This is a genomic window from Zhongshania aliphaticivorans (genome assembly GCF_001586255.1).
Classification (GTDB): Bacteria; Pseudomonadota; Gammaproteobacteria; order Pseudomonadales; family Spongiibacteraceae; genus Spongiibacter; species Spongiibacter aliphaticivorans.
Window position 1 is genome coordinate 147,449 of record NZ_CP014544.1, and the last position, 25,783, is coordinate 173,231.

Sequence of the window (25,783 nt, forward strand, 5' to 3'; positions counted from 1 at the left end):
TAGCGTAAGCGCAAGCTCAATTGCGAGTTGCGTATAGTAGATACAAGGAGAATAACAAATGTTTAGTCATATTATGGTTGGTGCAAATGATGTTCAGGCGTCGAAGGTATTTTACGACGCTGTTCTCGGCGCAATGGGTTACCAGCCGGGTGTTTTTGATGATCGCGGCCGTTGCTTTTATTTTACCGATAGCGGCGTTTTTGCGATTACGCCGCCAATCGACGGTAATCCAGCAAGCCATGGCAATGGCTCTACCATCGGCTTTGCCGCCAAAGATCCGGCGCAAGCTGACGCTTGGCACGCAGCGGGATTGGCCAATGGCGGCGTGAGCTGCGAAGAGGCGCCGGGTGTTCGCGAAGGTGGTTTAGGAAAATTATACCTCGCCTATTTGCGGGACCCGTCGGGTAATAAGATTTGTGCCTTGCACCGGATGGCGTAGAGCTCAGCGGTAACAAAAGGGCGAGGTCTTATGTTTTAAGCCTCGCCCTTTTTTATGTATGTCAGTGCAGTCGTCCTAGGATCAAATAATAGCGGTATTAAAGTGGGAGCTGTTGCGATGAAAATTACATTGTTTGGTGCCACCGGTCAGCTTGGCAGTGAGTGTTTGCAGCAGGCGGTAGCCGCGGGTCATGAACTGACGATTTTAGTTCGCTCAGCTAAAAAAATATCAGCTGAGCTGCGCAGTAAAGTCTGTGTAGTGGAAGGCGATGCGCTGTGCCCTGAAGATGTCTGGCGGGTGATAGCTGCAGATACTGACGCGGTACTATTCGCTATTGGTGTCGACAAGCATTCACCACCGGATCTCTGCACTGATGTAACGCGGATTATTCTCGACGCCTTGCGCGGCGACTGCGGTGCACGATTTATTTGGTGTGGCGGCGGCAGTACCTTTGTTGAGCAAGATGTGATTGGCTTTGGCGCGAAGTTTGTGCGCAAATTTGCCGAAACCTTTATGAGCCTGCGTCATATCGATAAAGAGCATCAGTACCTCTTGCTCAAGTCTTATCCTGATATTCCCCATATTGGCGTGCGGCCATTGCAAATGACTCCGGGGCCGATGCGAGGTGATTATCGCCTAGGTTTTGACCGCTTCAATGGCTTTTCGCGTATTAGTTTCGCTGATTGTGCGCACGCGATGTTGGCCATGTTAGAAGATGATCGCTGGCTGCACCGCGCGCCAATAGTGCAATACTAAATACGCTTTAGAGTTTACTTATACCTGGACTAACTTATGTTTGATCCCCTCGCGGATTTCGCCGTGGAATGGCAAGCGGCGCAAGCTCAAAAATTGGCGAATGCGCGCTATTGCTCACTGGCCACAGTCGGGCTTGATGGTAGGCCGGTAACGCGAACATTAGTATTGCGCGCAGTGACCGATAATGCCCTAGTGCTCTTTGTCAGCGCCAGTAGCCCCAAGTGGCAACAGCTGAAAAATAACGGGAACTTTGAAATTTTGGTTTTTTGGCCGGAGTTGCTGCGCCAATACCGCTTGGGTGGCAATCAACTTCGCGAATTATCGGCGGCTGAGATGCATGATCATTGGCAGCGCAAGCCCTATGAAGCAAAAATCCTTGATCTCTATTATGTAAATCACCAGGCACAAAGTGCCGTCATAGAAAGTAGAGAGGCTTTCCTCGCTGACATAGCGAAGCTCAAAGCGGATTATCCCCGCGATGAGGATATTCCGCCGGTGGATAATGCCTTCGGTTTGCAGCTTGCAGTGAATTTTGTCGAGCGCTGGCAGCGTGGAGAAGGTGGCGATATGCATCAACGTACTTTATGGACCCAGAGTGAGGCCGGTTGGCAGCGCCAATTTTTGGTACCTTAAGCTCTGGCGTTGGCGCGCGTTGCCCTTGATTGTGGCTACGTAAATGTGAACTCCGTCGTATCTATAAATAATAAGTAAATCAAGATCTTGCTGAATACTCCCGGTATCACTTGCGAGCACTACGACATAAATCTAATAAATTGTGACAATTCATTCGGCTTATTGGCCGATATCTAGATCATCTCTTTAACTGTAGCGACTCGTTTTAATTGGGCACGGCATACGTGAACCAGTGGCGGGTAAACCCGAAATAAAGCAATGCATAATAAATGGGAGTTTAGCTATGAGATATTTATCCGCACTACGTGCGGCCTTGGGCTTGTGTCTGTTCTTCGCTGTGAGTGATGTTCTCGCGGCGCCGTGTTTGATCTTTGTACACGGCAAGCAAACGGACACCAATACCTATACCAGTTGGAATTCAGCGCGTAATTACTGGGTAAATGGCAGCAACGACTTTGTGCGTACCGCCACCAAAAATTACTCGGCGTCGTACTATGTGGTGGGTTACAACGGCACCAAACCCTATTGGGATGCCTTGGCGGCCGGCGAGGTAGCCAATGAAATCGTTGCGGCAACCAATGGGGTGGCTGACGGCGGTGGTAATCGCTGTGCGCAAACCTATGCCCAAGGTGGCTCATTTTGGATTATTGCCCACAGCATGGGCGGTACTGTAACGGATTATATCTTGGGAAATAATGACGCCTCTGACCCAAACTACAATTACAACGGGCCCTATGACACCGTGGCGACACGGGTTGGCATGGCTATTACGCTAGGTGGCGCCCACCGCGGTTCCGAGGGCGCTGACGCGGTGTGCGGCGGTTCAAGCTGGGGCTGCAACTGGGCCGCAGGATGGATACAGGACTGTGACGATGCAACGTGGTGGCTGCGCAGCAGCGACGATGTGCAGGTTCGCACTTACGCCAGTGCGCCAGCGAAAAACATCTACTTAACAGGAGGCTATGAAGCCATATTTGGCGCCAGTGCCTGCTTAAGCGGTGAAGACGACGGCGTTGTGCAATACGCCTCTATTTTTGCCTGTAGTGGTAGCGCGAGCGCGAGCTACAACAACAGTAATGTGTGCGGAAATAGCGCCAAACAGGAAGTTTCCGGCTTCCGGAACTTGGACGCGGCCCATGAAAATCACAGTGACGAACGCGACGCCAGCGACTCGGATGTACGTCGGCAAATTCCCAATGGCATTTGGACCTGTAGCGGCGCGCCGTGTGCAGCCAATACCCAAGTCCAGAGCTCAATGACCAGTGCTAGTTTTATTAGCATTTTGTATTAATTGGCCGAATTTAAGGGAGTATCGCAATGAAAAGTAAACACATTAAGCCCCTCTTGGCGGCATCGCTATTCAGTTTGGCGCCGATGGCGACAATCGCGGCGGCAACGCCAGATCTCGCGGCACAGGCGGCGGCGGAGTACCGCACCATGGCTCGCTACCCTGAGTGGTCGCAGCCAGTGTCCGGCGCCCTAGCCGACCCCTTGCTAGCTGGTCGTGAGGCCACAGTACAAACCCAGGCGGGGCCTGCGGGCGCCGGTCCCGCGTTGTCAGTGTGGGCTTCGGATATTCGCTATAGTACTGGCGATACGGCGTATTTTTATGCCTCGCTAGCTGAGCGCACGGCAAGCTCAGTGAATTTATTGGCGCCAGCGCCAAGGAGTGCCGCTGGGCCTTGGGCTGTGACTGGCGAGTTGGTCGACAATAATGGTCAGCAACTGGCCATGCTGAGCTATCGCGATGATGGCAAAGATGGTGACCAACAAGCGGGGGACGGGGTGTATACCGCCAGCTATGTTTTGCCCGCGACTCACCAGCCGGACATCGGTAGCGCCAAGAATATTGCCATAAAAGTGACTGCGGTTAATGCAGATCAAGACCAGCGCGTTGCGCTGGGCGGTTTCCTCTATAGCCAACCGGGCGCACAGTTAACGGGTGAGTATCGCGATCGCCTGAGCGAAGGCAGTTTAGTTATTGCCGCCAAGGTAGATGTTGCGGTCGCCGGTCGTTACCACTTGGCGGGCGTCTTGGCCTCAGCTTTGGGTGAATCTTTGTCCTTATCGCAAAATGCGGTTCATTTGGAACCCGGCAGTCACTGGGTGGACTTAAGCTTTTACGGCTTGATCCTCCGCGAGGCTGGTGTGTCTGGGCCGTATACCTTGAGCTCAGTGACTTTAACCACCGCAGGGGCAATGCCGAATGCACTTGGTCCGGTAGTGACTGCAGCGCATGTAACAAAACCCTACTTAAACGTTCAGTTCACCGATAAACCCTTTGCCCGGGCGGATTTATTGGACGCTGCGACGCGACTGGAGGGCTTGGTTAAGCGCTAGTTTTAGCCAACTATGGAAAAGGGCGGCTCTGGTCGCCCTTTTTTGTGGGTTTAATCGCGATGGATAAATGCCAGTGTTGGAGTAATCGCGGTCATGCCGCTATAATGCCGCCAGTAAATTTGCGGGCTGATCAGCCCTGTATGTCGAGAGGGCGTAAACTGTGAAGAGTGTAATGTTAAAGAAATTGGCGGCCGTTGTTGGTTTGCTCATGGTGTGTGTGTCTGCTTGGGCGCTGACTGACAAGCAGTACAGTGAAGTTGAATCTCGTATTCAGCCCGCCGGTAAGGTTTGTCTGCAGGGCGATAGCAGCTGTGGCGCTGCAGTTGCCGCGGCCGGTGGTGCAGCTAAATCAGGTGAAGAAGTATACAAAAGTAGCTGCCAAGGCTGTCATGCCGTTGGTGCTGGCGGCGCGCCAAAGCTTGGGGACGCGGCAGACTGGAAAGCGCGTAGCGCCAAGGGTATGGACCAGGTTTACAGCAATGCTATTAATGGCTTTAGCAATATCGGTATGATGCCCGCTAAGGGCTTGTGCATGAGCTGTTCAGACGATGAAGTGATGGCGGCAGTCGATTATATGATCGAAAACAGCAAGTAATCATTTCCGCGAGCGAATCAGCCGCGCTTTAGCGCGGCTTTTTTTTGCCTGTAGAAAACGCATGGTGCTGATGTACTGCATGAAGCAAAAAACGGATTTCCCTTAGTTTTCGTACAATGTGCATATAACGGGGTAAGCTATCCACATGCTGAACCGAGAAAAAGTGGATACTGCTCATCTGCTGTAGTATTTAGTATTGTTAGCGCCCAATAAGAGGACTAAAAGTGACTAAGCAATGGATGATGTTAATAGCAATAATAATGTTAAGTGCCTGCGGGGGATCATCATCTACCTCCAATACGACTAAGCCAGCGACATTGCCGGGCAATGCCAGCTTACCGATAAACCAAGGCGTGCCAGTGGCCAGCCAAATTCGCCCAGGTGTTGAAATTATTGCTGACGGCAGCAGCTGTACCAGCAATTTTTTGTATTCTCCTAACGCGCAAACTGTTTATATCGGCGTGGCTGCCCACTGTTTCAGCACAGATACGAACTCTGGCGTTGATCCCTGTGAGAGTAATAATTTGGCGATTGGCTTTAATGAAATCAGTATTGAAAATGCCAGCCAGCCCGGCGAACTAGTTTATAGCAGTTGGCGAGCAATGCAGGAAGCGGGCGAAACGGCGGGCTCAAATACTTGTGTATACAATGATTTTGCGCTGGTCAAAATTCACCCCAGCGACTTAGCGAACGTTCATCCAGCGGCGATTGCCTTTGGTGGGCCTACCGCCTTGTTCACCGGCTTGGCGACTGTTGGTGATGGCATTTTTGCCTATGGTCAGTCGCCGCTGCATCTTGGTGTCCGCAGTCGAGAAACTAAACAAGGCCAGATTACTGGCGTGCTAGGAAATGGCTGGGCCTACGAAATAGTGACAGACACACCGAGTTTGCCCGGTGACAGCGGTGGGCCAATATTTACTGCCACGGGTAAGGCCTTAGCGGTGACTAGTGTGCTGTCTGTTGGCTTGACAGTAAACCCGGTTAACAACGGCGTGGTAAATCTTGAGCGAGCATTAAAGTACGCTAAAGACGGGGGGTTTATTAACGCCAGCACAACCTTACTTACCTGGGCAGATTTTTACTCAGCAGGTGATTTATAAAGCATTGTTTGGCGGTGTTAATTGGAAACTAAATTGGCATTTTTTGTTTTCGAGCAACGCAAGCTGAGCTTGAAGGGGGGCAATAGTGCGCCGCAAAATTTCATTGTCGGCAATGTGACTTAGCGATTGATAAGCACCTTTGTTGTGGGCACCGAGATTAATAAATAAACGTCCAGCGTCATACGCGATATCAAAACTAATATTGCTGATGTCGGGCACCTGGCAGCTAAGTTTAGCCAGCTCTCTTAGCCCTGACGATACGGCTTTGTATATTGGATACTCAAGGCTTAAGGAATTTTCAGATAAGTTTGCAGTCCAGTTTAGGATAAGACCTTGCCGCTCTAGACGCTGTTCTAACTCAGCTTGTAAATCTGCGATAAGTTCATGTAGTGCAATGCGGCGGCCGTACAAACCGCTGCTAATAGTGTGAGCTTCCGCGAGTACATTTCTTATGACTTCTTTAATCGGCCCGCATTCATCATAACGGAGTGCCGGCGCTAGCGCTTCACCAATACTCCGTTGTATATCGTCGGCGAATAGCCTATTTAGTGCCTGTTGTTGACGGTGATGTTGCTGGCTATTGGCGATCAAACCCCGAGCAGTAAAAAGCAGCGTATTTATTTTGTGTGCGTCGCTGCTGTTAAATAAGCGCTTGCCGTATTGCGCATATTCACAGCGAAGGCTGCCTGGGCCTTTAAGTTGCGGGATATGGAGAAATTTTCCGCTAAGGCTGATTGTCGCGCGGAGGTAGCTGACGTCGTCGACATGAATGGCCTGTGGTTGAAACAATTGATTGAGGAATGTGTGCCACGCGTAATCAATATCTTTATTGCTGCCCTGGTAGTTGATGGCAGTGAACATAAGTAGCTCAGCGTTCGTAAAAGGCGACCCAGCGAAAGCCTTCCTTGCATGAAAAATAGCGAGACATAAACCACCAATTAAAATGAGTAATATAGGATGGGCAAACATTGGCCAATCATTGAGTTTCAGATAGTGGTTTATAACGATGAGACAACAGCTTGCAGTCGACACCAGTAGTAATAGCAGACAGCGATGGCGCGTAATACTATTTAATTTGTACCGGCTCATGCTGAGGCCTAAACCGAATAAAACCCACAGTAATGCGCTTGTGTAATCAGTGCGTAGTAAATCTCCGAGATTTCCGGGGCTACTGCTCAGTTCATACAATATAAAAAATAGTGATGAACATAAAAAGGCATAAAAACAACATAAGGCGGCGTTGTTGAGTGGGTCCTTCACACTGAGTCGAAACTGCAGCAAGGCTAGCACGGCAATGATAATAAGGGCGCCTGGAATAGGAAGCTGACGATTTGTTGGGGTGTTTAAGAGGCCTGCTTCTGCGGAGACAAACCATGCAAATATTAAGTAAAAAAGGGCTATATCGATACTGTAATGACCAATGCGCTTGGGAAAGTGCAGTAAAAAACAGATAAGGCTGGTACTTAGAAGTAGGTCGGCGAGAAACTTTATATCACACAATATTACCAATAGCGGGGCGGACATCGCGATTTCTCGGCTACTGTATATCCCCGCGGAGAGCGTCGCGGTAAATAGCGCGCCGCAGGCAAGAAAGAAATAGCGGTTACTGGCTGAGCGAGGATCGCGTAAAAAAACAAGCATGCCTAAGTACCAGGCCGCAATCGCGATAAGAATGCCTTGCCAAAAATGCAGGGGTAAATCGCTAACGCTTCGGGATCGCTCTGTGTTTATCGCAATGGTATCGCCGTCGGCGGTGATAAATTGCACATCCTGTGCCCTGAGGGCTCGATAAAATTGTTGTTGTCGGTGCAGAAATTGCCAATAGCCGTGGTAGCTTTCGAATTCTCGATTTGGATAAGGCGCAAAATCGCTGGCCTGTAAGCGTATATCACCGTCAATAGTACTAATGGACGCAATTTGGATTTTTAGGGGGAGCGTCTCAGCAATGGCATGATCTGCGGACCAGCTTAAATTTAAGCCACTAATAGGGATTTGGCAGGCGGCAATAATACTGAAAAAAGCAAGGAGAATAGGAACTGTACAAAACCAAATAATGTACTGGCGGGAATATTTTTCTTGCAACGCACTCACTCCTTTGAGTTTTGTTGTCTAGCTGTGTTCCTATCATCCTGACGGGAAACCGTGCATACATACTTTTATTTTCTGTTTAAAGTAACATAAAAAAATGACTGTCACTTAGGAGATTGGTATGAATGATTCAAAACAAGGATGTGTAAATTATTGCGGCGAATGTTGGCCTGTGCAGTAGAGTATGAAGCACGCAGCTGCACTCAGTTCCTAGGCTTGCCGAGTTCAGAACTACTGTGTCGCAGTTTGTAACGCGGTCTCGGCATTTTAGCGGCTATTAGCCCAGCATATCCCTTAAACTAGCCAAGGTCTCACCACCGCGCTTTTGGTTTTGCACGGGGTCGGCGTCGCCGCGGCCCTCCCACTCCAAATCTTCTTGGGGAAGTTCGGCAAGGAAACGGCTGGGTTCGCAGCTGGTGAATTCTCCAAAACTTTTGCGCTTGGCGCAGTAGCTCATGGTTAGGGTGCGCTGGGCGCGGGTAATACCCACATAGCAGAGCCGGCGCTCTTCCTCGACCATGCCGTCGTCAATGCTGTTTTGGTGGGGCAGAATGCCCTCTTCTAAGCCGATCATAAACACATGGGGAAACTCCAAACCTTTGGCTGCGTGTAAGGTCATGAGCTGAACTTGATCGTCGCTCTCTTTTTCGTCTTCTTGACGCTCCATTAAATCGCGCAATACCAGACGTGTTATTGCGCCCTCAATGGCATTGTCGCTTTCGTCATCTTTAAGGGATTTTTCCAAAGAGCTAATGAGAATGTGAACATTGGCCATGCGGCGCTCGGCAATCGCTACCGAGGAGCTGTTTTGGATAAGCCAGTCTAAATAATCTATGTCGCTACACAGCTGGCGAATGCTATCGATGGGGTCTTCTTCGTAGCATTTGCGGCGCAAATTACCCAGCCAGCTGGTGAACTCCCGCAGGCGCAGCAAGGCGGCCTCGGGCAGGCGCTGGGCGAGGCCAAACTCGTCGCAGGCGTCGTACATGCTAATTTCCCGCTCGGTGGCGTAGCGGCCCAGGTTCTCTAATGTTGAGGTGCCAATCTTGCGGCGCGGCACGTTCACAATGCGCAAAAAAGCGTTGTCGTCGCCGGGATTAATGATCAGGCGCAGATAGGCCATGATGTCTTTAATCTCGTTGCGGCTGAAAAACGAGGTGCCGCCGCTGAGTTTGTAGGGAATCTGGTGAACCTGAAGTTTAAGTTCCAATAAACGCGACTGGTGGTTGCCCCGATAGAGCACCGCGTAATTGCCAAAACGCCCTTGGGTGCGGAGTTTGTGGTCGAGAATTTCGGTCACCACTCGTTCACACTCGGCGTCGTCATTGCGGCAGCGAATAACTCGAATCGGATCGCCATACCCCAGCTCAGACCACAGTGCCTTATTCATTTCGTGGGGGTTGTTGGCGATAACGGTATTGGCCGCTTTGAGGATGCGCGCGGTGGAGCGGTAGTTCTGCTCGAGCTTGACCAGTTTGAGATGGGGGTAGTCTTTGCCTAGCAAGGCGAGGTTTTCGGGTTTGGCGCCGCGCCATGCGTAGATCGATTGGTCGTCATCGCCCACCACGGTTAGGCCGCCGCGGCCACCGACGAGCTGCTTAACCAAATGGTACTGGGAGCCATTGGTGTCTTGGTATTCGTCCACCAGCATATAGCGAATTTTCTGCTGCCACTTTTCTAAAATGGCGGGATGCTGTTCAAACAAGAGCGCAGGCAGCATGATCAAATCGTCAAAATCTAGCGCGTTATAAGCTTTTAAAGCGCTTTGGTAGCGTAAATACGCTTGGGAGCAAAGTATGTCGGCTGGCCCCTCGGCGCTGGCAATCGCCTGCTCGGGGGTAATGAATTCGTTTTTCCACTGCGAAATACGCTGCTGAATGCGGTCGGCGTTATCACTTTCGGCGCCGTGATCCTGCATTAGTAAGTCGCGAATCAGGGTTTGCGCGTCTTGGGCATCAAAAATGGAGAAACCAGATTTGTACTGCAGTGCCTTGTACTCGGCGCGCAGAATGTTCATGCCCAAATTGTGGAAGGTCGACACCGTGAGGCCACGGGCTTCTTTGCCTTTTACCAGCTGCGAGACGCGCTCCTTCATTTCGCGGGCGGCCTTGTTGGTAAAGGTCACCGCCGCAATATGACGGGCAGGCATGCCGCATTTCTCGATCAAATAAGCCATCTTGCGCGTGATAACGCTGGTTTTACCGCTGCCAGCGCCGGCTAGCACCAGTATCGGGCCGTCGATATAACGAACCGCTTCGCGTTGTCTGTCGTTGAGTTTACTCACGCTGATGATCTTTCCCGAGGTAATGCAAGAAGGGCCGAGCATTGTACCAGCGCCCATGGCTAACAAGAACTCATCGGCGAGCTGCGGCTAATTAATACCGTTAAAGTTCGCCTCGGTAAATCATGGCCTCCTGTAAATGGGCGAGGCTAATAGCCTCAGCGCCAGCGAGGTCGGCAATACTGCGTGCGATCTTTTGCAAGCGGTGGTGGGCGCGGGCGCTCAGCCCGAGTTTTTGCTCTGCTTTGAGCATGAATTGCTTGCTGGGGGTGTCTAGCGCGCAAAACTGCCGCACCTGCGCGGCGCTGAGTTGGGCGTTGATATTGCCGCTGCGCTGCAACTGGCGGTCGCGGGCCGCGCAAACTCGCTCGCGCACGGTGGCGCTGCTTTCCGCTAGGCCATCTTCCTGTAAAACCCCTGGCGGTAGGCGGGGCACGGTAATGCGTAAATCGATGCGGTCGAGTAGCGGCCCAGATAGCTTGCCCCGATAGCGCTGGATTTGGTCGGGGGTGCAGCGGCAGTCCTTGCCGCTGTCGCCATCAAAACCGCAGGGGCATGGATTCATCGCCGCTATTAATTGACTATGTGCTAAGATTATATGAATAACTTTTATAGATACTTACTTATGCCCAAAGCCATTCCTTATATAAGATTCTCTGCTGCACACCAAGGCGATGGCTCCACTGTTGCGAGACAGCAAGACCGAATAGCAGACTGGCTTTCCAAAAATGATGATTACTTCCTTCTGAAAGAAACCTTTCATGATTTGGCTGTTTCTGGCTTTAGTGGGAAGCACCTAGAAGACAATCAGGGTTTTGGCCGAATACTACAGGCCATTGAATCTGGTGATATTGGGTCTGGAGATTGTATTCTAGTTGAGGCGATCGACCGTATAGGCCGATTAGAGCCTATGGAGATGTTTACTCATATAAACAAAATCGTTAGTAATGGCGTTGATATAATTACATTAGAAGATAATCAGACATTCTCACACAAGACACTTAATTCAGGTCATGGTCAGCTATTTACCCTAGTAGGTAAAATTCAACAAGCACATGAGTACTCCAGTCGCCTTTCAAATAGAATTCGGAGCGCCTATTTAAAGAAAGTTGAAAGGGCAAGGAATGGACAAACTGACAATATCAGGCGTCATACGCCGTTTTGGCTTACTACATCAGGGAAATTAATCCCAGAAAACACGGAAGTTCTTAGAGAGTGTATTGCCCTTTATATCAAAGGTTACGGGCATCGGAAGATAATTTTGACCTTAGTTGAAAAGCACCCAATTCTGAGTAATACGCACCCATCAACGTTGAAGCGATGGTTTAAGAATCGAGCATTGATTGGTGAATGGGAGACGTCAGATGGTGAGGTTATACCTAATGTGTGTGAAAAGGCTGTCGATCTTGAGACATTTTATGAGTTGCAGCGTCTTGCGAAGGCTAGGGCACGAAGACCCTCTCCAAGTGAATCGTATGAGCTTTCAGGTCTTTGCTATTGTAGTAATTGTGGTGCCCCCTATCACTTTAGGAGGAAACGACACCTTAAAGAAATCATCATTTACGCAAATTGCTCTCAATATTTGAAGCGAGGTGCACACTATTGCGACAACAAACCCTCGTGGCCTTATGAAGTTCTGAAATTTATACATGACAACACTTATTCGTTACACCTAGCGTTAGCTGCTATGGATTTACAGCAGTCTAAGGATGCAAAGAGGCTCCAGTTGCTAATAGACGAAAAAGGTGCGATTGACGATAGATTGAAGAAGCTCATTGGGGTGTTAGAGGTAGCTCCTGATCAAGAGGTTTTAATTGTAAGGCTTAAAGAGTTAGACGGTCAGCAGAAGCAGCTATCAAAAGAAATTAACTACTTAGAGAAAGTGCTGTCAGGTGAGGAGTTGAACGCTTTAGACCTCGCGTCAGAGCCGGACTATAGGGGTAAGTTGCTAAGAGATGAGGGCGGGTTTCAGGTTTATGAAAATAATGATCCATACTTAAATAGCGTGAACTCAGATATTGATGCTATTGAGAGTGATCCTATTCATCTCAGAAGCTCTTTGAAGAGAAGAGGTTATGCAATCGAGTTAAATCAAAAGACCGCAAGTATTCGTGACGCTTATCCAAGGGGTGAATTTACGCTTATAAAGCGATCCACTAGGCACAATTGTTACTTGGTGCGTTGGTATACACCGCCTTTTGAAATATTGTCTGCTGAAGATGAAGAGACAAAATATCCGATTGAGGAGGATGAAAGGTTCTTTGCTATGAGGCGTAATTGTGGAGTGATAGCCGCCGCAAGCTCCTATGAAGAGCTGTTGGAAACGCTGGAATCTATAACGGAAGCATCAGTTATCTCAAAAGGATGAAGGCAGAGTGCTTTAATGTATAAAAACTCGATCTAGTTTGATTTTGCGAGGAGTAGGGCATGGCATTTATAAATGGACGTATTGATGGTGTATCTATTGTCGTGCCTGAAGACGGCGGGATAGTTATTCGATGTGAAGAGCCAGAGTTCAATCACTTACAGATGTGGAACGTACTTTGGAATGGAGCTGAAAAACTTCGCTTTGCATGGATTATCAGGTCTGGTGGAAGCGATGCTTTAGCTATTGATATTGGTACATTGTTTGAGGATCAAGGGAACAACAGTAAAGAGTTTCAACGGTTTATTCGAAAGGATGATCATAAGTCCTATGCTTTTCTCTCATTTATCAAAGATGAGTATGGTAGTGGTGGTGTAATAGAGGCCGTTATTTACTTAGAGGAGAATGTTTTTAAAACTGTCCTAGATCAATTTCAAAGTGCCCTACAAGCTAATAATATGGTTTATTCAATATCGTTTCACACAACAGATATCTCTCCAATATCAGAAAGTATGCAGCATAAAATCCTAGGAAATCATTACATTGTAAATGGGGTGGCGTTCTCTTTTGGTCGGGGCAAGGTTGGTCACTAACAAGTGGCTGTGAAGTTAGCTTCTCATAGAGTGGGTTTGCTAGAATCTCATTAACGGGCAGTAAAAGGCTCCCGAGTGGCCATACAAGAGGATTTAAATAAACACCCTGCCGTAGGTATTAAAAAATAAAGATCGTTCAGTGGCGGTCTATCTAGAGGGCTTTAGTGGCATTTATTGGGTATATTCTAAATAGCACAATAAAATATCATATAAAACAGGTATCTTTTAAAATAAAATCAGCGTAATATTCAAATTGGGAAAGTCTTGCCCTGAAACATTTCGGGGTATGGAGTTTATGCTGAGTTTTCCACTGATCGCTATAGCTGTGGCTAATTAGCATTGTTTCTCATTGCTGTTTCTTGTGCGTATATCTTAGCTATCCTTAGTGTCTAAAGTATCTTCTCTTCAAAGCGTAAACCCTCAAGCTTGCTTGTGCATGTCTTGTATTGGTTATCCTCTTAAGCACTAGTACTGTATTGACTGCTTGTATTGACTGCTTGTATTGGCTCTAACCTTTAAGCCTGCTTAAGTAGGTACTGTATTAATTAGAGCTGTATAGAGTGCCGATAGGCGAAGATAGAAATAGATATTAATAAATATATAAGAATTAATACTGTATTCATTAACCCTTAAGTTTACTTAAAGCCTTACTTTTATGTGTGTAGTGTTAAGTTCACTTAATGATGGAGCTCTGTGGGAAGACCCTTCAAGAGGAAATGGATTAACTAATTTAACCAAGAGGTACAAAGCATATTGGAAAATAATTACACAATAGTAAAAGAGCTAACCTACAAAGGGTTACCAGTTAACAAGGGGAAGTTTAATAACTTAGACCTTTATGAAGAACCCTTAGAAGCTATACATAAAAGAATTATGTATGTGTCAGAAAAGTACACTAGGATTTATATATACAGATTTGATGTGACTCTTCCGGATTCAATTAACAAATCAGACATTGATGTGAATGTGAGTCTTTCTGAAGCTATCCAAAATACTGTTAAGCATCTCAAAGTAAAAACAAAGTCAAAAACCAATACATTCAGAAATCATAAGACAGTTAGTTACCTTTGGGTCAAAGAAGATGACACTGGTACAAAGCGAGAAGGTGAGAAAGAGAAGGGTATTCACTATCATGGATTCTTTGTGTTATCGGGTCACTCTGTTAGGTTTTCTGGTGAGAATGACTTTGAGTTGTACGCTATATTAAACAAGTACTGGAAAAATGCTTGTCTAAAGAACCATTCTGCTGAAGGGGGCTATGTGTCACCCTCTGAAGGGAATGATGTGCCAGTCTTTATAGACTTTGATGGGGTCACAAGAAAGCCCAAGGATAAGAGCCACCAAAAGAAGCTGGAGAAAGCCTTCTTTGCATTGTCATACTTGGCTAAGACTAATACCAAGGTGATCACCAAGGGAAAGAAGCTGTATAGCGGTAATCAGCTAAATTCTTAGCATTTTAGAAACTATTCAAAATTTGACTAGATAGTGTAGTACTGTCTAGGTCTTAATCCAATTGAGTGGTAGGTGGGAATAGTAATGAAACTTAAGGTATTTGCTTTGTTATTGAGCCTATGCTCGTGCTTTGTTAATGCTGAGCCAACAGGTAGCGACCTGCTTGCTGAGTGCACGATGGCACTTAATGTTATTGATAATGAGGATGTTCCCGACTTTGGCATCACAAGTGCGACAAATAGTGGGATATGTTTCGGTCGGCTTTCTGCGTTTCGCGATATGAACTGGATGTATTCAGTTTCGTTGACACCTGAGCAGCTTTTATATTGCGTTCCATATACGGCTCAGGTTCCGCAATTAATCAGAGTTGTTGTTAAATACTTGAAGGACAATCCCGATAAGCTACATATCTACAGCAACCAGTTAGTCTTTCAGGCTCTCTATAAGGCTTTTCCTTGTGATGCGGATAATCAAAAAAGCTAATAATTATAACCTTCTCTAATCCACAAAATATAATAATGAGGATTAGCAAATCCTTGTCATTGCTGAAATCTCTCCTTTGGGTTACTATCTATTCCACGTAATGTATTAATTATCAGAATAAAGGAGAATAGATGATGGCTACAGTTGAAGCTGTTAAGACATTGGTCGAGGTTAAATATGTAGCCAATCTGCTTAATAAGCACAGAGGTGAGATTTATTCTGACTTATGGGTGTTCGGTGTAAACGTAGGTCTACGTATTTCTGATTTACTTCCTATCACATTGGCTCAAGGTAAAACCGGAACTTTAGAGATTGTTGAGGGTAAGACAGCCAAGAAAAGAAAGATCACCCTGAATGATACAGCTATGAGCATCGTTAATAAGCGGATCGTTAATAATCCAAGTCATGTGTACTTGTTTCAGGTTGATAGCAACAGGGCTAGGAATAAGCCCCTAAGCAGATCAGCAGTATCTAAAGCCTTCGCTGAAGTTGGTGAAATGGTTGACGTTAAATTAGGTACTCACAGCATGCGAAAGACCCTTGGATGGGTAATGCATAGCCAAGGAGCAAGTATTGAGCGTGTGTGTAAGGTCTTAAATCACTCGCACCCAGCAGTAACCATGAGATACATAGGTCTTACCGAGGCTGACACTCAAGCGGCTTACAGTGAGTTTGAGATTAAAGTCTAGTGGTGACTATTAACTCTAAAGCTGGCAGCTTTCGCCACCAGCTCAGAGCGCTCTCCTATGAAATAAAGAAGCCTAGGTAGTTAACGAGTGCAGCCCCGACGATCCAATCTAGGGCGGCAAAAGCTAACTGATGAAGTATCGCCCACAGCTCATGTATGTATCGCATGATATCAATGTCGCTTCTAAGTACTTCAAGTAGCGTGCTGATCACGTTGCAAATACAGTCAATTATGTGGAAAGCTAACTCTGCCTTGAGTTTGGCCATTATTTACCTCGTTGCGTTTGGCGCTAGTAATCACCAAATTTCGGTGATAATGTAACGCGCAGGATATCCTCCATTAGAGTCATTAACTTTCTGAGGGTTTGTGGACTCTTTTGGCGTTTGGGTCTTTTCTTTGGGAGAGGCCCGTCCTCCTTTTCTTTGGTGTTTCTCTTTTCGGTCGTTACTTACCCATAATACTTCTCCTTTGGTTGGCGTTGCTTTTGCTTCTTTGTGTGTCTTTATAACTAAAAATTCAAAAAGGTTATAAAAAATCATTTTTTAGAATAAAAAGGTATTATGCGTAAATATATTTGTGTAGTATATTGAAAAAGACAATTCTACATTCATTGATTTTAATTGATGGTAGCGGCGAACACTAGGGAAATTTCTGTCTGTCGGAAGGATTAGTTCTTTCTGAGGTGTTAGTGGTGGGGCTTCTTGACGGTAAATTGTATTAAAATCAATGTGATAGGCTTGAGTTAAGACCTGCCCCCCTCAAGTCGAGCAGATATTTTAAAATTACACAGCCAATTACCCCAATATTTCGCTATAGGGTTAAACAAGTCTGCCAATTCTCTAGGAATTGTCGTGTAGGGTCTGGAGTTTAACTACAAATTAAATCTAAAAATATCAATATAAAACAATAAGTTATCAATTATTCTTGCAGCTAAATTCGTAGTATTTACAAGGTGCTGTGTATATTGCCGTCAATCACTCTGGCTCAAACTCAACGTCTGGCAGTGGGATATTGGCTAATGAGCCATCAAGTAATTCAGTTCTCATTATGGCTACATCATCTGGAGCTTTGATAGAAATTACAGCGCTACCTTTACTGGCTCGCGTGAGAGTAACAACAATATCGTCACCAATATAAAATGATTGTCCGTCTTTGCGGGTAATTGAGAGCATGTCCGTTGCTTCCCTATCAAGTGCCCTTATAGGCAATTAGTTTTCATGTCATTTAGTTTAGCCTTCTCTGGGGCATTCAGGCCAAGGCTATATTTATTTATACCATGCACCCAGCGTTTTAGGTATTCACAATGGTACTGGGTATTTGGAGGCATCCAATCAAGTATGCCTTTAGAGCCTTTTTGCTGATTAATCCGATCATGTACGGCCAATAAGTTTTCAGGATCATTGGCGAATTGTTGTTTCTTAGGCTTTGACCAATTAGCAGCACCATGTTGATGTGCCCACTTAAGAGGAATTATGTGGTCAATGTCGATTTCACTAGCTCTTTTGAGCTCTTTTCCGCTATATGGGTCAATCCATAATCCAGAGGATACATAGCAGCCATTAGGTGAGAGTTTCGGTGGTGTCAGTGATGATAGAGCTAATATTTCATGTCTAGTATTCATACAATCACCGTCATCATCTGACCAATGAGGGTAATCGCTTCTGTTGTATATTTGGCTATATGCTCGGCCTTCTTTCTGGGCTTCTTGGATGGCTCTGTGGGCTTTAGAGTCGCCCTCTGGGCAATCTTCTTGAAAGCACTCGTTATGTCCTATCTTTTGGCCTTGATGCTCGTCAGGGCTGATTAAGGAGCTGCCATCGGCATATCCCAAGAGAGGTGCAAGCATTAACCAAAGGGCTAATTGTAGGGCTGTTATTTGATGTCGCAATTTTCCCACCTTTGTATATTGAAACCAAGTAAATACTGTATAAATATACAGCCAATGATTTCTCTAAGATACCAATTTAACGCTTGTATGGCGACACTCGAAGAAGGCAAAGAGCCAAGGTTTAACGTCGTGCCAGTAAAGCTCAAGAATGGCGACTACAGGAGGGTTAAGTGGTTAGGCTACATCGACCTATGTGATGCACAAAACCTTGCTAATGCTAAGCCTGTGAAGCTTCTTGTGGCGTCATATAGTGTGTCTGTATCTCCATACCCTAAGTGGATACACCTCAAAGATGGAGAGGCTATTCAGGGGTGTTTAACTGTTAATGGTGTGTATTGCATTGCCGAGGGTGGTTCTCCAAAAGTGATATAAAACAACAGTTTAAATGTGTTTAAGTTATTCATTGTTAGTGTGCATTTATCTGAAATCGAGCCGGGAAGGTTAATTGTTGGGTTGCTCTGGAGATGGTTACCTCCCCAGATTCGATGGGTTCGCGCAGTACTTCCAGTACTTTGCGGGGGTATTCGGGCAGCTCATCTAAAAATAATACGCCGTGATGGGCCAAGGAAATTTCACCGGGACGCGGATAGCTGCCACCGCCAACCAGCGCCACGCCCGAGGCGGTGTGGTGGGGCGCGCGAAAAGGCCGGTTTAGCCGCAGTGGCAGTCCGGCGACCGACTGCACAGTCGCAATTTCTAAACGCTCAGTTTCGTTTAAGGGCGGCAAAATACCTGGTAGGCGATTGGCAAGTAAGGTTTTTCCTGTACCAGGTGGGCCGCTAAGTAAAAGCGAATGACCTCCCGCCGCGGCGATTTCCAGTGCCCGTTTGGCGCCCACTTGGCCCCGCACTTCGCTGAGGTCGGGATAGTGCTCGGCCAATTCCGCGGAATCGTCGGTGCTGGCATAGGGCAGGGCTTGCTGGCCGTGAAGGTGGGCAACTACCGCGAGCAAGGAGTGGGCCTCGCGAATATCGCTGGTGTCGAGAATACTGGCAAGGCCAGCGTTGGCGGCGGGCAGTATCAGGCTGTGCCCCGCCTCTCCAGCTTGCACAGCAGCGGGCAGCGCGGCATCTACCGCGCGCAATTCACCGCTCAGCCCAAGTTCGCCAATCAGTTCGCAATTGGCCAGTGGTGCGGTCGGCAATTGCCCAGAGGCGACCAAGATTCCGATGGCGATAGGCAAGTCGAAACGGCCGCCTTCTTTGGGTAAGTCGGCGGGGGCAAGGTTAACGGTGATACGACTAACCGGAAATTCAAAGCGTGAGTTAACGAGGGCCGAGCGCACTCGGTCGCGGCTTTCGCGCACGCTGGCCTCGGGCAAGCCAACAATATTAAAGGCCGGTAGACCTCCAGATAAATGGACTTCTACGGTGACCAGTGGCGCGTGCACGCCGAGCTTGGCGCGGCTGTATACGGTAGCGAGGGGCATGTCTTCATCCTTGAAGGCGGCGCTATTCTTTGAAATACAATGTTTAGGTATTGCTGCCGGTTTGGTTTGCTAATTGCTCAGTTAATTCCGCGAGCTGTTTCTCCAGTGTCTCTAATTTGCTGCGCGTGCGATTCAACACAGCGACTTGGGCGTCAAATTCGGCGCGAGACACCACGTTTAAGCGGCTGAATCCGCCCTGGAGTAACACCTGCACTTTCTCTTCGATGTCCTGCTGAATTTCAGGACCATTGTTCATCAGCTTGCTGGCCTGTTGCGCCAGCTGAGCAATAAAATCGGGTTTAGCCATGGATCGTTACCTCGTTGATTGGCTAAGTGTATCGTTTATTGGCGATGCATGGGAGATGTGTGGCGCCTCGCGCTAGCTAAATGCTGGACGGGAGACGGGAGACGGGAGACGGGAGACGCAAAGGCAAGTCGGGTTTAGATTTTATCTTAGCGTTTACCGTCTCCCGTCAAGCATCTCCCTCTTGCCGGCTTAATAATGGTGCGTTTTTGGCAGCAATCAGATCCGATTTGGCGCAGTGCTAATAAAAACGCACAGTGATGGTACAGATATTGCTCTTAACTAATGTAATGCGTTGAGCTTTTAAGTGTTCGGCGACTGCAGAAATTGACTTTTACTAATAAGGAATTGCCGTTGACGGCTATAGCTACCGTAAGCGCTGGGCTTGCCGACACCTTATCAGCGACACCGCCGACCAAGTCGTGGCCAGCGGCGATTGAGTTGGGTTTGCGCGCAAGTATAAATCGCACTGATTTGGTGCGAATTTTACACAAGGGGCCATTGCGGGTGCAGCGCCCTTTTTATCCTGAGGGAGATTGCTGTCATGTCTATCTCCTGCACCCGCCTGGCGGCATAGTGGCCGGAGATACCTTGCGGGTGGCGGTGAGTTTGGATGCTGGCGCGCAAGCGCTGTTGACCACGCCCTCGGCGGGCAAGGTGTATCGCAGTGATTTGGCGAAAACGGCGCAGTCTCAAGGCGTGAGCGCTGATGTTGCCGATGGCGCCTGTTTGGAATGGCTGCCCCAAGAAACCATTGTATTTGAAGGCGCTGAAGCCGAATTGAGTAATCACTTCGCTCTGCAGGGCAATGCCCGTTTATGTGCATGGGATATTGTGGTGCTGGGCCGCCGCGCCAGTGGCGAAGGTTTCGCGCGGGGTCGTTGCCTGCAAAAAATCGACATACGCCGCGACGGCAAGCCACTATTAGTTGAACGCACCGAATGGCTGGGGGGCAGCGCCATGCTGGATGCGCCTTGGGGTATGGCTGGCGCCTCGGTGAGCGGCAGCTTTTTCGCGACGATGATTTGCGATCAGGCCATGATGGATAAATTGCGCGAGGGCCTCACTAAGCTTGCTGAGCAAAATGCTTGGTTGGCGGCGGAGTGGGGCTTATCGCAAAAGCGGGATATTTTTTTAGCGCGCTATTTGGGTGATTCGCCGGAGCAGTGCCGCAAAGGTTTTGCGTGGCTGTGGGCGCAGCTTCGACCGCAATTTAATGGCCGCGAGGCCTGCCCGCCGCGGATTTGGAACACTTAAGTAAGCATCGAAATGAGAGTTAATTAAAAACAGGATGACACCGCCATGGAATTGAGTCCCAGAGATAAAGATAAATTATTACTGTTTACCGCCGCACTATTGGCCGAACGCCGCATGGCCAAGGGCCTGAAATTAAATTACCCCGAGTCTATCGCGCTGATTTCGGCGGCGGTAATGGAAGGCGCTCGCGAAGGTCGCACGGTAGCCGAGATGATGAGCGCGGGGCGTGAAGTGCTGACCAAAAATGACGTGATGGACGGCATTGCCGAAATGATTCACGAGGTACAGGTGGAGGCAACCTTCCCCGACGGTACCAAGCTCGTTACCGTCCACAATCCTATCGTATAAACAGGCATAACGGAGCACTTATGATTCCCGGAGAATTAATCGCAGCCAAGGGCGATATTACCCTCAATGCCGACCGCGAAACCTGCGTGATTGATGTGGCCAATAGTGGTGATCGGCCAATACAGGTTGGTTCGCACTACCATTTTTTTGAGACCAATCCTGCGCTAATTTTTGATCGCGCGGCGAGTCGCGGTTTTCGTTTGAATATTGCGGCGGGCACGGCTGTGCGTTTTGAGCCTGGTCAAAGCCGTCAAGTAGAGTTGGTGGCGCTGGCGGGCAAGCGCGAAGTGTATGGTTTTCGTGGCGATGTAATGGGCGCCCTCGACAAGCAAGGAGCATAAATAAATGGCTACGATAGATCGCCGCGCCTACGCGGATATGTACGGGCCCACAGTGGGCGACCGCCTGCGTTTGGCTGACACCGAGTTGTGGATCTCGGTAGAGAAGGACTTCACCACCTACGGCGAAGAAGTGAAGTTTGGTGGCGGCAAGGTCATTCGCGACGGCATGGGCCAGAGTCAGTTAGGCGGCGCCCATACCCCAGACACGGTGATTACTAATGCTTTGATATTAGATCATTGGGGCGTGGTTAAAGCCGATGTGGCGATAAAGGCCGGTCGAATTTGCGCCATTGGTAAAGCCGGTAATCCCGATATACAGCCCAATGTCGATATTATTGTTGGTCCCTGCACCGAGGTGATTGCCGGTGAAGGTCAGATCTTAACCGCCGGTGCCATCGATTCGCACATCCACTTTATTTGCCCTCAGCAAATTGAAGAGGCCTTGATGAGCGGCGTGACCACCATGATAGGTGGTGGCACCGGCCCCGCGACCGGCACCAATGCCACCACCTGTACGCCGGGTGCTTGGCATATGGGCAAAATGCTGCAAGCCGCCGAGAGCTTTCCCATGAACTTGGGCTTTCTCGGCAAGGGCAACGCCAGTTTGCCAGATTCGCTGGAAGAGCAAATTAAAGCCGGTGCCATGGGCTTAAAGCTCCACGAAGATTGGGGCACCACCCCAGCGTCTATCGATTGTTGTTTAAGTGTGGCGGACAAATACGATGTGCAGGTCGCAATTCACACCGACACCCTAAATGAGTCGGGCTTTGTCGAAGATACCCTCGCCGCCTTTAAGGGCCGCACCATTCATACCTATCACACCGAAGGCGCTGGTGGCGGTCACGCGCCGGATATTATCAAAGCCTGCGGCGCGGCCAATGTATTGCCGTCATCGACCAATCCGACGCGGCCCTATACGGTGAACACTGTGGACGAGCATTTGGATATGCTCATGGTCTGTCATCACCTTGATCCCAATATTCCCGAAGACGTGGCCTTTGCGGATTCCCGCATTCGCAAGGAAACCATTGCCGCTGAAGATATTCTGCATGACCTTGGCGCCTTCTCGATGATTGCCTCCGACTCCCAGGCTATGGGCCGAGTCGGCGAAGTGGTGTGTCGCACTTGGCAGACTGCTCACAAAATGAAAGTGCAGCGCGGTCCGCTGGCAGAAGACAGCGCAGATAATGATAATTTCCGCGCCCGTCGTTATATCGCCAAATACACGATTAATCCGGCCATTGCCCACGGTATTAGCCATGAGGTGGGTTCTATCGAGGTAGGTAAGCTTGCCGATTTGGTGTTGTGGAAACCAGCATTTTTCGGCATTAAACCCGCCATGATTATTAAAGGCGGCGCCATTGCCGCTGCGCCCATGGGCGATCCCAATGCGTCGATTCCCACCCCGCAGCCGGTGCATTACCGGATGATGTTCGGCGCCTATGGTAAAGCCTGCGTGCAGACTTCGGTGAGCTTTGTGAGTCAAGCGGCGATTGATGCCGATATTGGCACAGCGCTGGGTTTAGACCGGCCCTTGGTCGCGGTGAAAAACTGCCGCAATGTGACCAAGGCCGATATGGTCTTGAACAATTATCAGCCGGTGATGGAGGTCGACCCCGATACCTACGAGGTGCGTGCCGACGGCCAGCTATTAATTTGTGAACCCGCTACCGAGCTGCCCTTGGCCCAGCGCTATTGTTTGTTTTGATTTGCTGGTTCTAATTAGTTGAGAAAAATTAATTTTAATTTGGAAGTAAGTGATGCTTGAGTGTTTTGAGGTAGCAAGTGAGGGCCAGGGTTTAGCGCCAGAAATGAGTATTGTGCTGAACTATCAAGATCGGCAGCGTAGTCGTTTTCGCGGTAAAACTCGCTGCGGTCAGGATTTGTCTTGGTATATTGAGCGGGGCCAGGTGCTTGCCGATGGCGATATTTTAATCGCCAAAAATGGCGAGCAAATATCGGTGGTGGCGGCTAAAGAAACTCTGTCGCTGGTTCACACTGACGACACCCTATTGTTTGCGCGGGCCGCCTACCACCTAGGCAATCGTCATGTGCCCTTGCAGATTGATGCGGGGGAATTGCGCTATCAGCACGACCATGTGCTGGACGATATGTTGCGCGGCTTAGGCTTAGACGTTCAAGTTGGCGAAAAGCCCTTCCACCCCGAGAACGGCGCCTACCATAATAGTGGCGCGGGCAGTATTCACAGCCACCATCATCATGACTAGTCCATTACTGCATTTAATGCATCTCGTTAGTCCTGCCTTGCCGGTGGGGGCTTATGCCTACTCTCAGGGTTTGGAGTATGCGGTTGAGCGAGGCTGGGTTAAGAGTTTGGCGGGCGCAGAAGATTGGATTGGCGAGGTGTTAAGCCACAGCTTGGGTGGTTTAGATTTACCTGTCTTACAGCGTTTGCATACGGCATGGCAGGCTGGCGTGCTGGACGATGTCGCCTATTGGAATGACTATTTACAGGCGGCGCGTGAATCCAAGGAATTGTTATTAGAAGACGTGCAAATGGGCGAAGCCCTGCTGCGCTTATTAGTCTCTCTAGAAGTGCCCAATGCCTTGGCTTGGCCCAAAGGCGTGGCGGTAAGTTTTGCCACGGTATTCGCCTTGGCGGCCCAGCATTGGCAAGTTAATAGCGATGACGCGCTCAGCGGTTTCGCCTGGAGTTGGTTAGAGAATCAGGTGGCGGCGGCCATTAAATTGGTGCCGCTAGGGCAGACCGATGGTCAGCGCTTATTGTTGGCTTTAATGCCGAAATTGGAGACCAGTGTGAGTGCAGCGAAAACACGCGACAGCGATGATCTCGGTGTTGGTTTGCCGGGTTTGGCAATGGCCTCGGCTCAGCACGAAACCCAGTATTCACGTTTGTTTCGATCATAGAATTTGTTATTCATTATTTGTGGAGTATTTATATGAAAAAGCCTGCATTGCGGCTTGGTATTGGCGGCCCAGTAGGTTCTGGGAAAACCGCCCTAGTTAAAACCCTGTGCGCCGAGTTGCGCGAGCGCTTCGACATCGCGGTCATCACCAACGATATCTACACCCGTGAAGACGCCGAGTTTTTGCTGCGCCACGAGGTGCTGGATCAAGAGCGGATTCTCGGCGTGGAAACTGGCGGCTGCCCCCATACTGCAATCCGCGAAGACGCCTCGATGAATTTGTCAGCAGTGGCTGAGCTCAGTGGCCGCTTTCCCGATTTAGACTTAATCATGATCGAGAGCGGCGGCGATAATTTAGCGGCAACCTTTAGCCCCGAGTTGTCGGACTTAACCATCTATGTGATCGACGTTTCAGCGGGGGATAAAATCCCCCGCAAAGGCGGGCCGGGTATTACCCGCTCAGATTTATTGATTATTAATAAAACTGATTTGGCTCCCTTGGTGGGTGCCGACCTCAATGTAATGGATCGCGATGCCAAGCGCATGCGTGGCGACAAACCGTTTATTTTTAGCAATTTAAAAGACGGCAGCGGCGTTGCCGCAATTGTTGATTTTATTGTTGAGCAGGGCATGCTCGGCGCTTGAATTAAAGGGGAATGAGTATGTCGCCTTTGTTTAGTGTTTTATTCATCGGCTTTGCGGCGGGGGTGGTGCATGCTTTTGACCCCGACCATCTCGCCGCAGTGGGCGGTATGAGCGGGCGTGATAAGGGCCGTTACAGCTTGCGCTTTGCGTTGCATTGGGGGCTGGGGCATGGGCTGGCCGTCCTTGGCGTGGCCAGTGCGGTACTGCTGGCGGGCTCGGCAATTCCCTACGATTTCAGTGCCACTGCCGAGGCCTTGGTTGCGTGGATGTTGATTGGGATTGGTCTCTTAAGTTTTTACCATTTATGGCGCCAACATCAGCATCATGATTCAAAACAGGGCGTTCGTCGGTCTGCTGTTTGGGTAGGGCTGATCCACGGTAGTGCGGGCTCTGCACCCTTATTGGCAGTGATTCCTGCTGCGGGTTTGGCTAGTCCCTCGCTTGGAATGGCTCATGTTTTACTTTTTAATTTGGGGCTGATTGCTGCAATGACGGCGGTTGGCTTGGCCTTGCGTGGTGGCTTTGCTTTCTTGGGGCAGCGTCACCATCACATGCAGCACGGCCTGCAGACTTTATCCGCAATGTTTGCCATTGGCTTCGGCTTTTCTTTATTGCTCAGTCATTGATTTTTAGATTGTATTTCTTTGGTGCGCACGCACAATTATTGTGCGGCGTACTGCACGCGGATAAGGCTGGCAGCGTAGCGCTATGCTAAATCATTGCGCTGCTTTTCTCGCTAAGCCCCGCAAACTAAGACTTTCCCCTGATTGGCACCAATTCTGCTAGCACCTCTTGGTAGATTTACCAGGGTCCGTTGAGCAATCGCAATGCGATTGAATTAATTAGCGGTATAAAAATAGAGTTGGGAGC

General features: G+C 48.9%; 26 protein-coding genes and 1 pseudogene. 20 read left to right on the top strand and 7 right to left on the bottom strand.

The window, feature by feature from the left end:
- Positions 1-58 precede the first annotated feature (58 nt).
- From AZF00_RS00715 to AZF00_RS00745, 7 genes are all read left to right on the top strand, one after another.
- Positions 59-439, top strand: a complete 381-nt coding sequence (locus AZF00_RS00715; RefSeq protein WP_008253365.1) for a VOC family protein — start codon at positions 59-61, stop codon at positions 437-439.
- 117 nt (positions 440-556) lie between these two features.
- A complete protein-coding gene (locus AZF00_RS00720; protein ID WP_062382384.1) occupies positions 557-1,195 on the top strand; it encodes an NAD(P)-dependent oxidoreductase in 639 nt (212 codons plus the stop codon).
- A 36-nt stretch (positions 1,196-1,231) separates the two neighbouring features.
- Positions 1,232-1,828 (top strand): pyridoxine/pyridoxamine 5'-phosphate oxidase, encoded by a 597-nt coding sequence (locus tag AZF00_RS00725; RefSeq protein ID WP_062382387.1) that lies wholly within the window; start codon positions 1,232-1,234, stop codon positions 1,826-1,828.
- Positions 1,829-2,111: 283 nt separating this feature from the next.
- Positions 2,112-3,119, top strand: coding sequence for a lipase family protein (locus tag AZF00_RS00730; protein WP_062382390.1), 1,008 nt, complete (start codon positions 2,112-2,114; stop codon positions 3,117-3,119).
- Between the two features lie 26 nt (positions 3,120-3,145).
- Positions 3,146-4,168, top strand: a complete 1,023-nt coding sequence (locus AZF00_RS00735) for a DUF4785 family immunoglobulin-like domain-containing protein (RefSeq protein ID WP_062382391.1) — start codon at positions 3,146-3,148, stop codon at positions 4,166-4,168.
- 172 nt (positions 4,169-4,340) lie between these two features.
- Positions 4,341-4,763 carry a c-type cytochrome gene (locus AZF00_RS00740; RefSeq protein ID WP_062382395.1) on the top strand — a complete coding sequence of 141 codons (423 nt, stop codon included), beginning with the start codon at positions 4,341-4,343 and terminating at the stop codon, positions 4,761-4,763.
- Between the two features lie 224 nt (positions 4,764-4,987).
- Entirely contained in the window at positions 4,988-5,863 is an 876-nt protein-coding gene (locus AZF00_RS00745) for a S1 family peptidase (RefSeq protein ID WP_156474828.1), read from the top strand.
- Here AZF00_RS00745 and AZF00_RS00750 read toward each other — a convergent pair.
- From AZF00_RS00750 to AZF00_RS00760, 3 genes are all read right to left on the bottom strand, one after another.
- Complete coding sequence (locus tag AZF00_RS00750) at positions 5,858-7,945, bottom strand: hypothetical protein (RefSeq protein WP_062382400.1); 2,088 nt, start codon at positions 7,943-7,945, stop codon at positions 5,858-5,860. The two genes, AZF00_RS00745 and AZF00_RS00750, sit on opposite strands and share 6 nt — an antisense overlap.
- Positions 7,946-8,228: 283 nt before the next feature.
- On the bottom strand, positions 8,229-10,235 hold the full coding sequence (gene rep / locus AZF00_RS00755; RefSeq protein ID WP_062384783.1) for a DNA helicase Rep: 2,007 nt from the start codon (positions 10,233-10,235) through the stop codon (positions 8,229-8,231).
- Between the two features lie 100 nt (positions 10,236-10,335).
- Entirely contained in the window at positions 10,336-10,797 is a 462-nt protein-coding gene (locus AZF00_RS00760; RefSeq protein WP_062382402.1) for a magnesium chelatase subunit ChlI family protein, read from the bottom strand.
- 60 nt (positions 10,798-10,857) lie between these two features.
- Between AZF00_RS00760 and AZF00_RS00765 the strand changes: the two genes are divergently transcribed.
- The 5 genes from AZF00_RS00765 (at position 10,858) to AZF00_RS00785 (ending at position 15,814) form a co-directional block, all read left to right on the top strand.
- The gene (locus tag AZF00_RS00765; protein ID WP_062382404.1) at positions 10,858-12,600 is read left to right on the top strand and encodes a recombinase family protein; all 1,743 of its coding nucleotides are present in this window, start codon (positions 10,858-10,860) and stop codon (positions 12,598-12,600) included.
- A 59-nt stretch (positions 12,601-12,659) separates the two neighbouring features.
- Complete coding sequence (locus tag AZF00_RS00770) at positions 12,660-13,190, top strand: hypothetical protein (RefSeq protein WP_062382407.1); 531 nt, start codon at positions 12,660-12,662, stop codon at positions 13,188-13,190.
- A gap of 753 nt (positions 13,191-13,943) precedes the next feature.
- Positions 13,944-14,642, top strand: a complete 699-nt coding sequence (locus AZF00_RS00775; protein WP_062382410.1) for a YagK/YfjJ domain-containing protein — start codon at positions 13,944-13,946, stop codon at positions 14,640-14,642.
- A gap of 84 nt (positions 14,643-14,726) precedes the next feature.
- Positions 14,727-15,125, top strand: a complete 399-nt coding sequence (locus tag AZF00_RS00780; protein ID WP_156474829.1) for a Rap1a/Tai family immunity protein — start codon at positions 14,727-14,729, stop codon at positions 15,123-15,125.
- Positions 15,126-15,256: 131 nt separating this feature from the next.
- Positions 15,257-15,814 (top strand): tyrosine-type recombinase/integrase, encoded by a 558-nt coding sequence (locus tag AZF00_RS00785; protein ID WP_231856176.1) that lies wholly within the window; start codon positions 15,257-15,259, stop codon positions 15,812-15,814.
- Between the two features lie 973 nt (positions 15,815-16,787).
- Here the strand turns inward: AZF00_RS00785 and AZF00_RS00795 are convergent.
- The 4 genes and pseudogenes from AZF00_RS00795 to AZF00_RS00815 all read right to left on the bottom strand — a co-directional run bounded on the left by AZF00_RS00795 (position 16,788) and on the right by AZF00_RS00815 (position 19,437).
- Positions 16,788-16,985 (bottom strand): carbon storage regulator, encoded by a 198-nt coding sequence (locus AZF00_RS00795; protein WP_062382419.1) that lies wholly within the window; start codon positions 16,983-16,985, stop codon positions 16,788-16,790.
- A 26-nt stretch (positions 16,986-17,011) separates the two neighbouring features.
- Positions 17,012-17,701, bottom strand: a complete 690-nt coding sequence (locus AZF00_RS00800; protein ID WP_231856177.1) for an HNH endonuclease family protein — start codon at positions 17,699-17,701, stop codon at positions 17,012-17,014.
- Positions 17,702-18,113: 412 nt separating this feature from the next.
- Positions 18,114-19,130, bottom strand: a pseudogene (locus tag AZF00_RS00810) (YifB family Mg chelatase-like AAA ATPase); the annotation flags it as partial.
- A 43-nt stretch (positions 19,131-19,173) separates the two neighbouring features.
- Positions 19,174-19,437, bottom strand: coding sequence for an accessory factor UbiK family protein (locus AZF00_RS00815; protein ID WP_008253379.1), 264 nt, complete (start codon positions 19,435-19,437; stop codon positions 19,174-19,176).
- A gap of 351 nt (positions 19,438-19,788) precedes the next feature.
- On the opposite strand from AZF00_RS00815, the gene AZF00_RS00820 reads away from it, so the two are divergent.
- From AZF00_RS00820 to AZF00_RS00855, 8 genes are read left to right on the top strand one after another with little or no spacing between them, the layout of a single operon-like run.
- Positions 19,789-20,691, top strand: coding sequence for an urease accessory protein UreD (locus AZF00_RS00820; RefSeq protein ID WP_231856178.1), 903 nt, complete (start codon positions 19,789-19,791; stop codon positions 20,689-20,691).
- Positions 20,692-20,736: 45 nt separating this feature from the next.
- Positions 20,737-21,039, top strand: a complete 303-nt coding sequence (gene ureA / locus AZF00_RS00825) for an urease subunit gamma (protein WP_008253381.1) — start codon at positions 20,737-20,739, stop codon at positions 21,037-21,039.
- 20 nt (positions 21,040-21,059) lie between these two features.
- Complete coding sequence (locus AZF00_RS00830; RefSeq protein WP_008253382.1) at positions 21,060-21,380, top strand: urease subunit beta; 321 nt, start codon at positions 21,060-21,062, stop codon at positions 21,378-21,380.
- 4 nt (positions 21,381-21,384) lie between these two features.
- Positions 21,385-23,088, top strand: a complete 1,704-nt coding sequence (ureC, locus tag AZF00_RS00835; protein WP_062382430.1) for an urease subunit alpha — start codon at positions 21,385-21,387, stop codon at positions 23,086-23,088.
- A gap of 52 nt (positions 23,089-23,140) precedes the next feature.
- Entirely contained in the window at positions 23,141-23,608 is a 468-nt protein-coding gene (gene ureE, locus AZF00_RS00840) for an urease accessory protein UreE (RefSeq protein ID WP_062382432.1), read from the top strand.
- A complete protein-coding gene (locus tag AZF00_RS00845) occupies positions 23,601-24,269 on the top strand; it encodes an urease accessory protein UreF (protein WP_062382437.1) in 669 nt (222 codons plus the stop codon). Before ureE ends, AZF00_RS00845 begins: the two co-directional genes overlap by 8 nt.
- Positions 24,270-24,301: 32 nt before the next feature.
- Positions 24,302-24,913, top strand: a complete 612-nt coding sequence (ureG, locus tag AZF00_RS00850) for an urease accessory protein UreG (RefSeq protein ID WP_008253386.1) — start codon at positions 24,302-24,304, stop codon at positions 24,911-24,913.
- Between the two features lie 17 nt (positions 24,914-24,930).
- Positions 24,931-25,539: a hypothetical protein gene (locus tag AZF00_RS00855; protein ID WP_062382441.1), complete on the top strand. Its 609-nt coding sequence runs from the start codon at positions 24,931-24,933 to the stop codon at positions 25,537-25,539.
- The last annotated feature ends 244 nt before the right edge of the window (positions 25,540-25,783 follow it).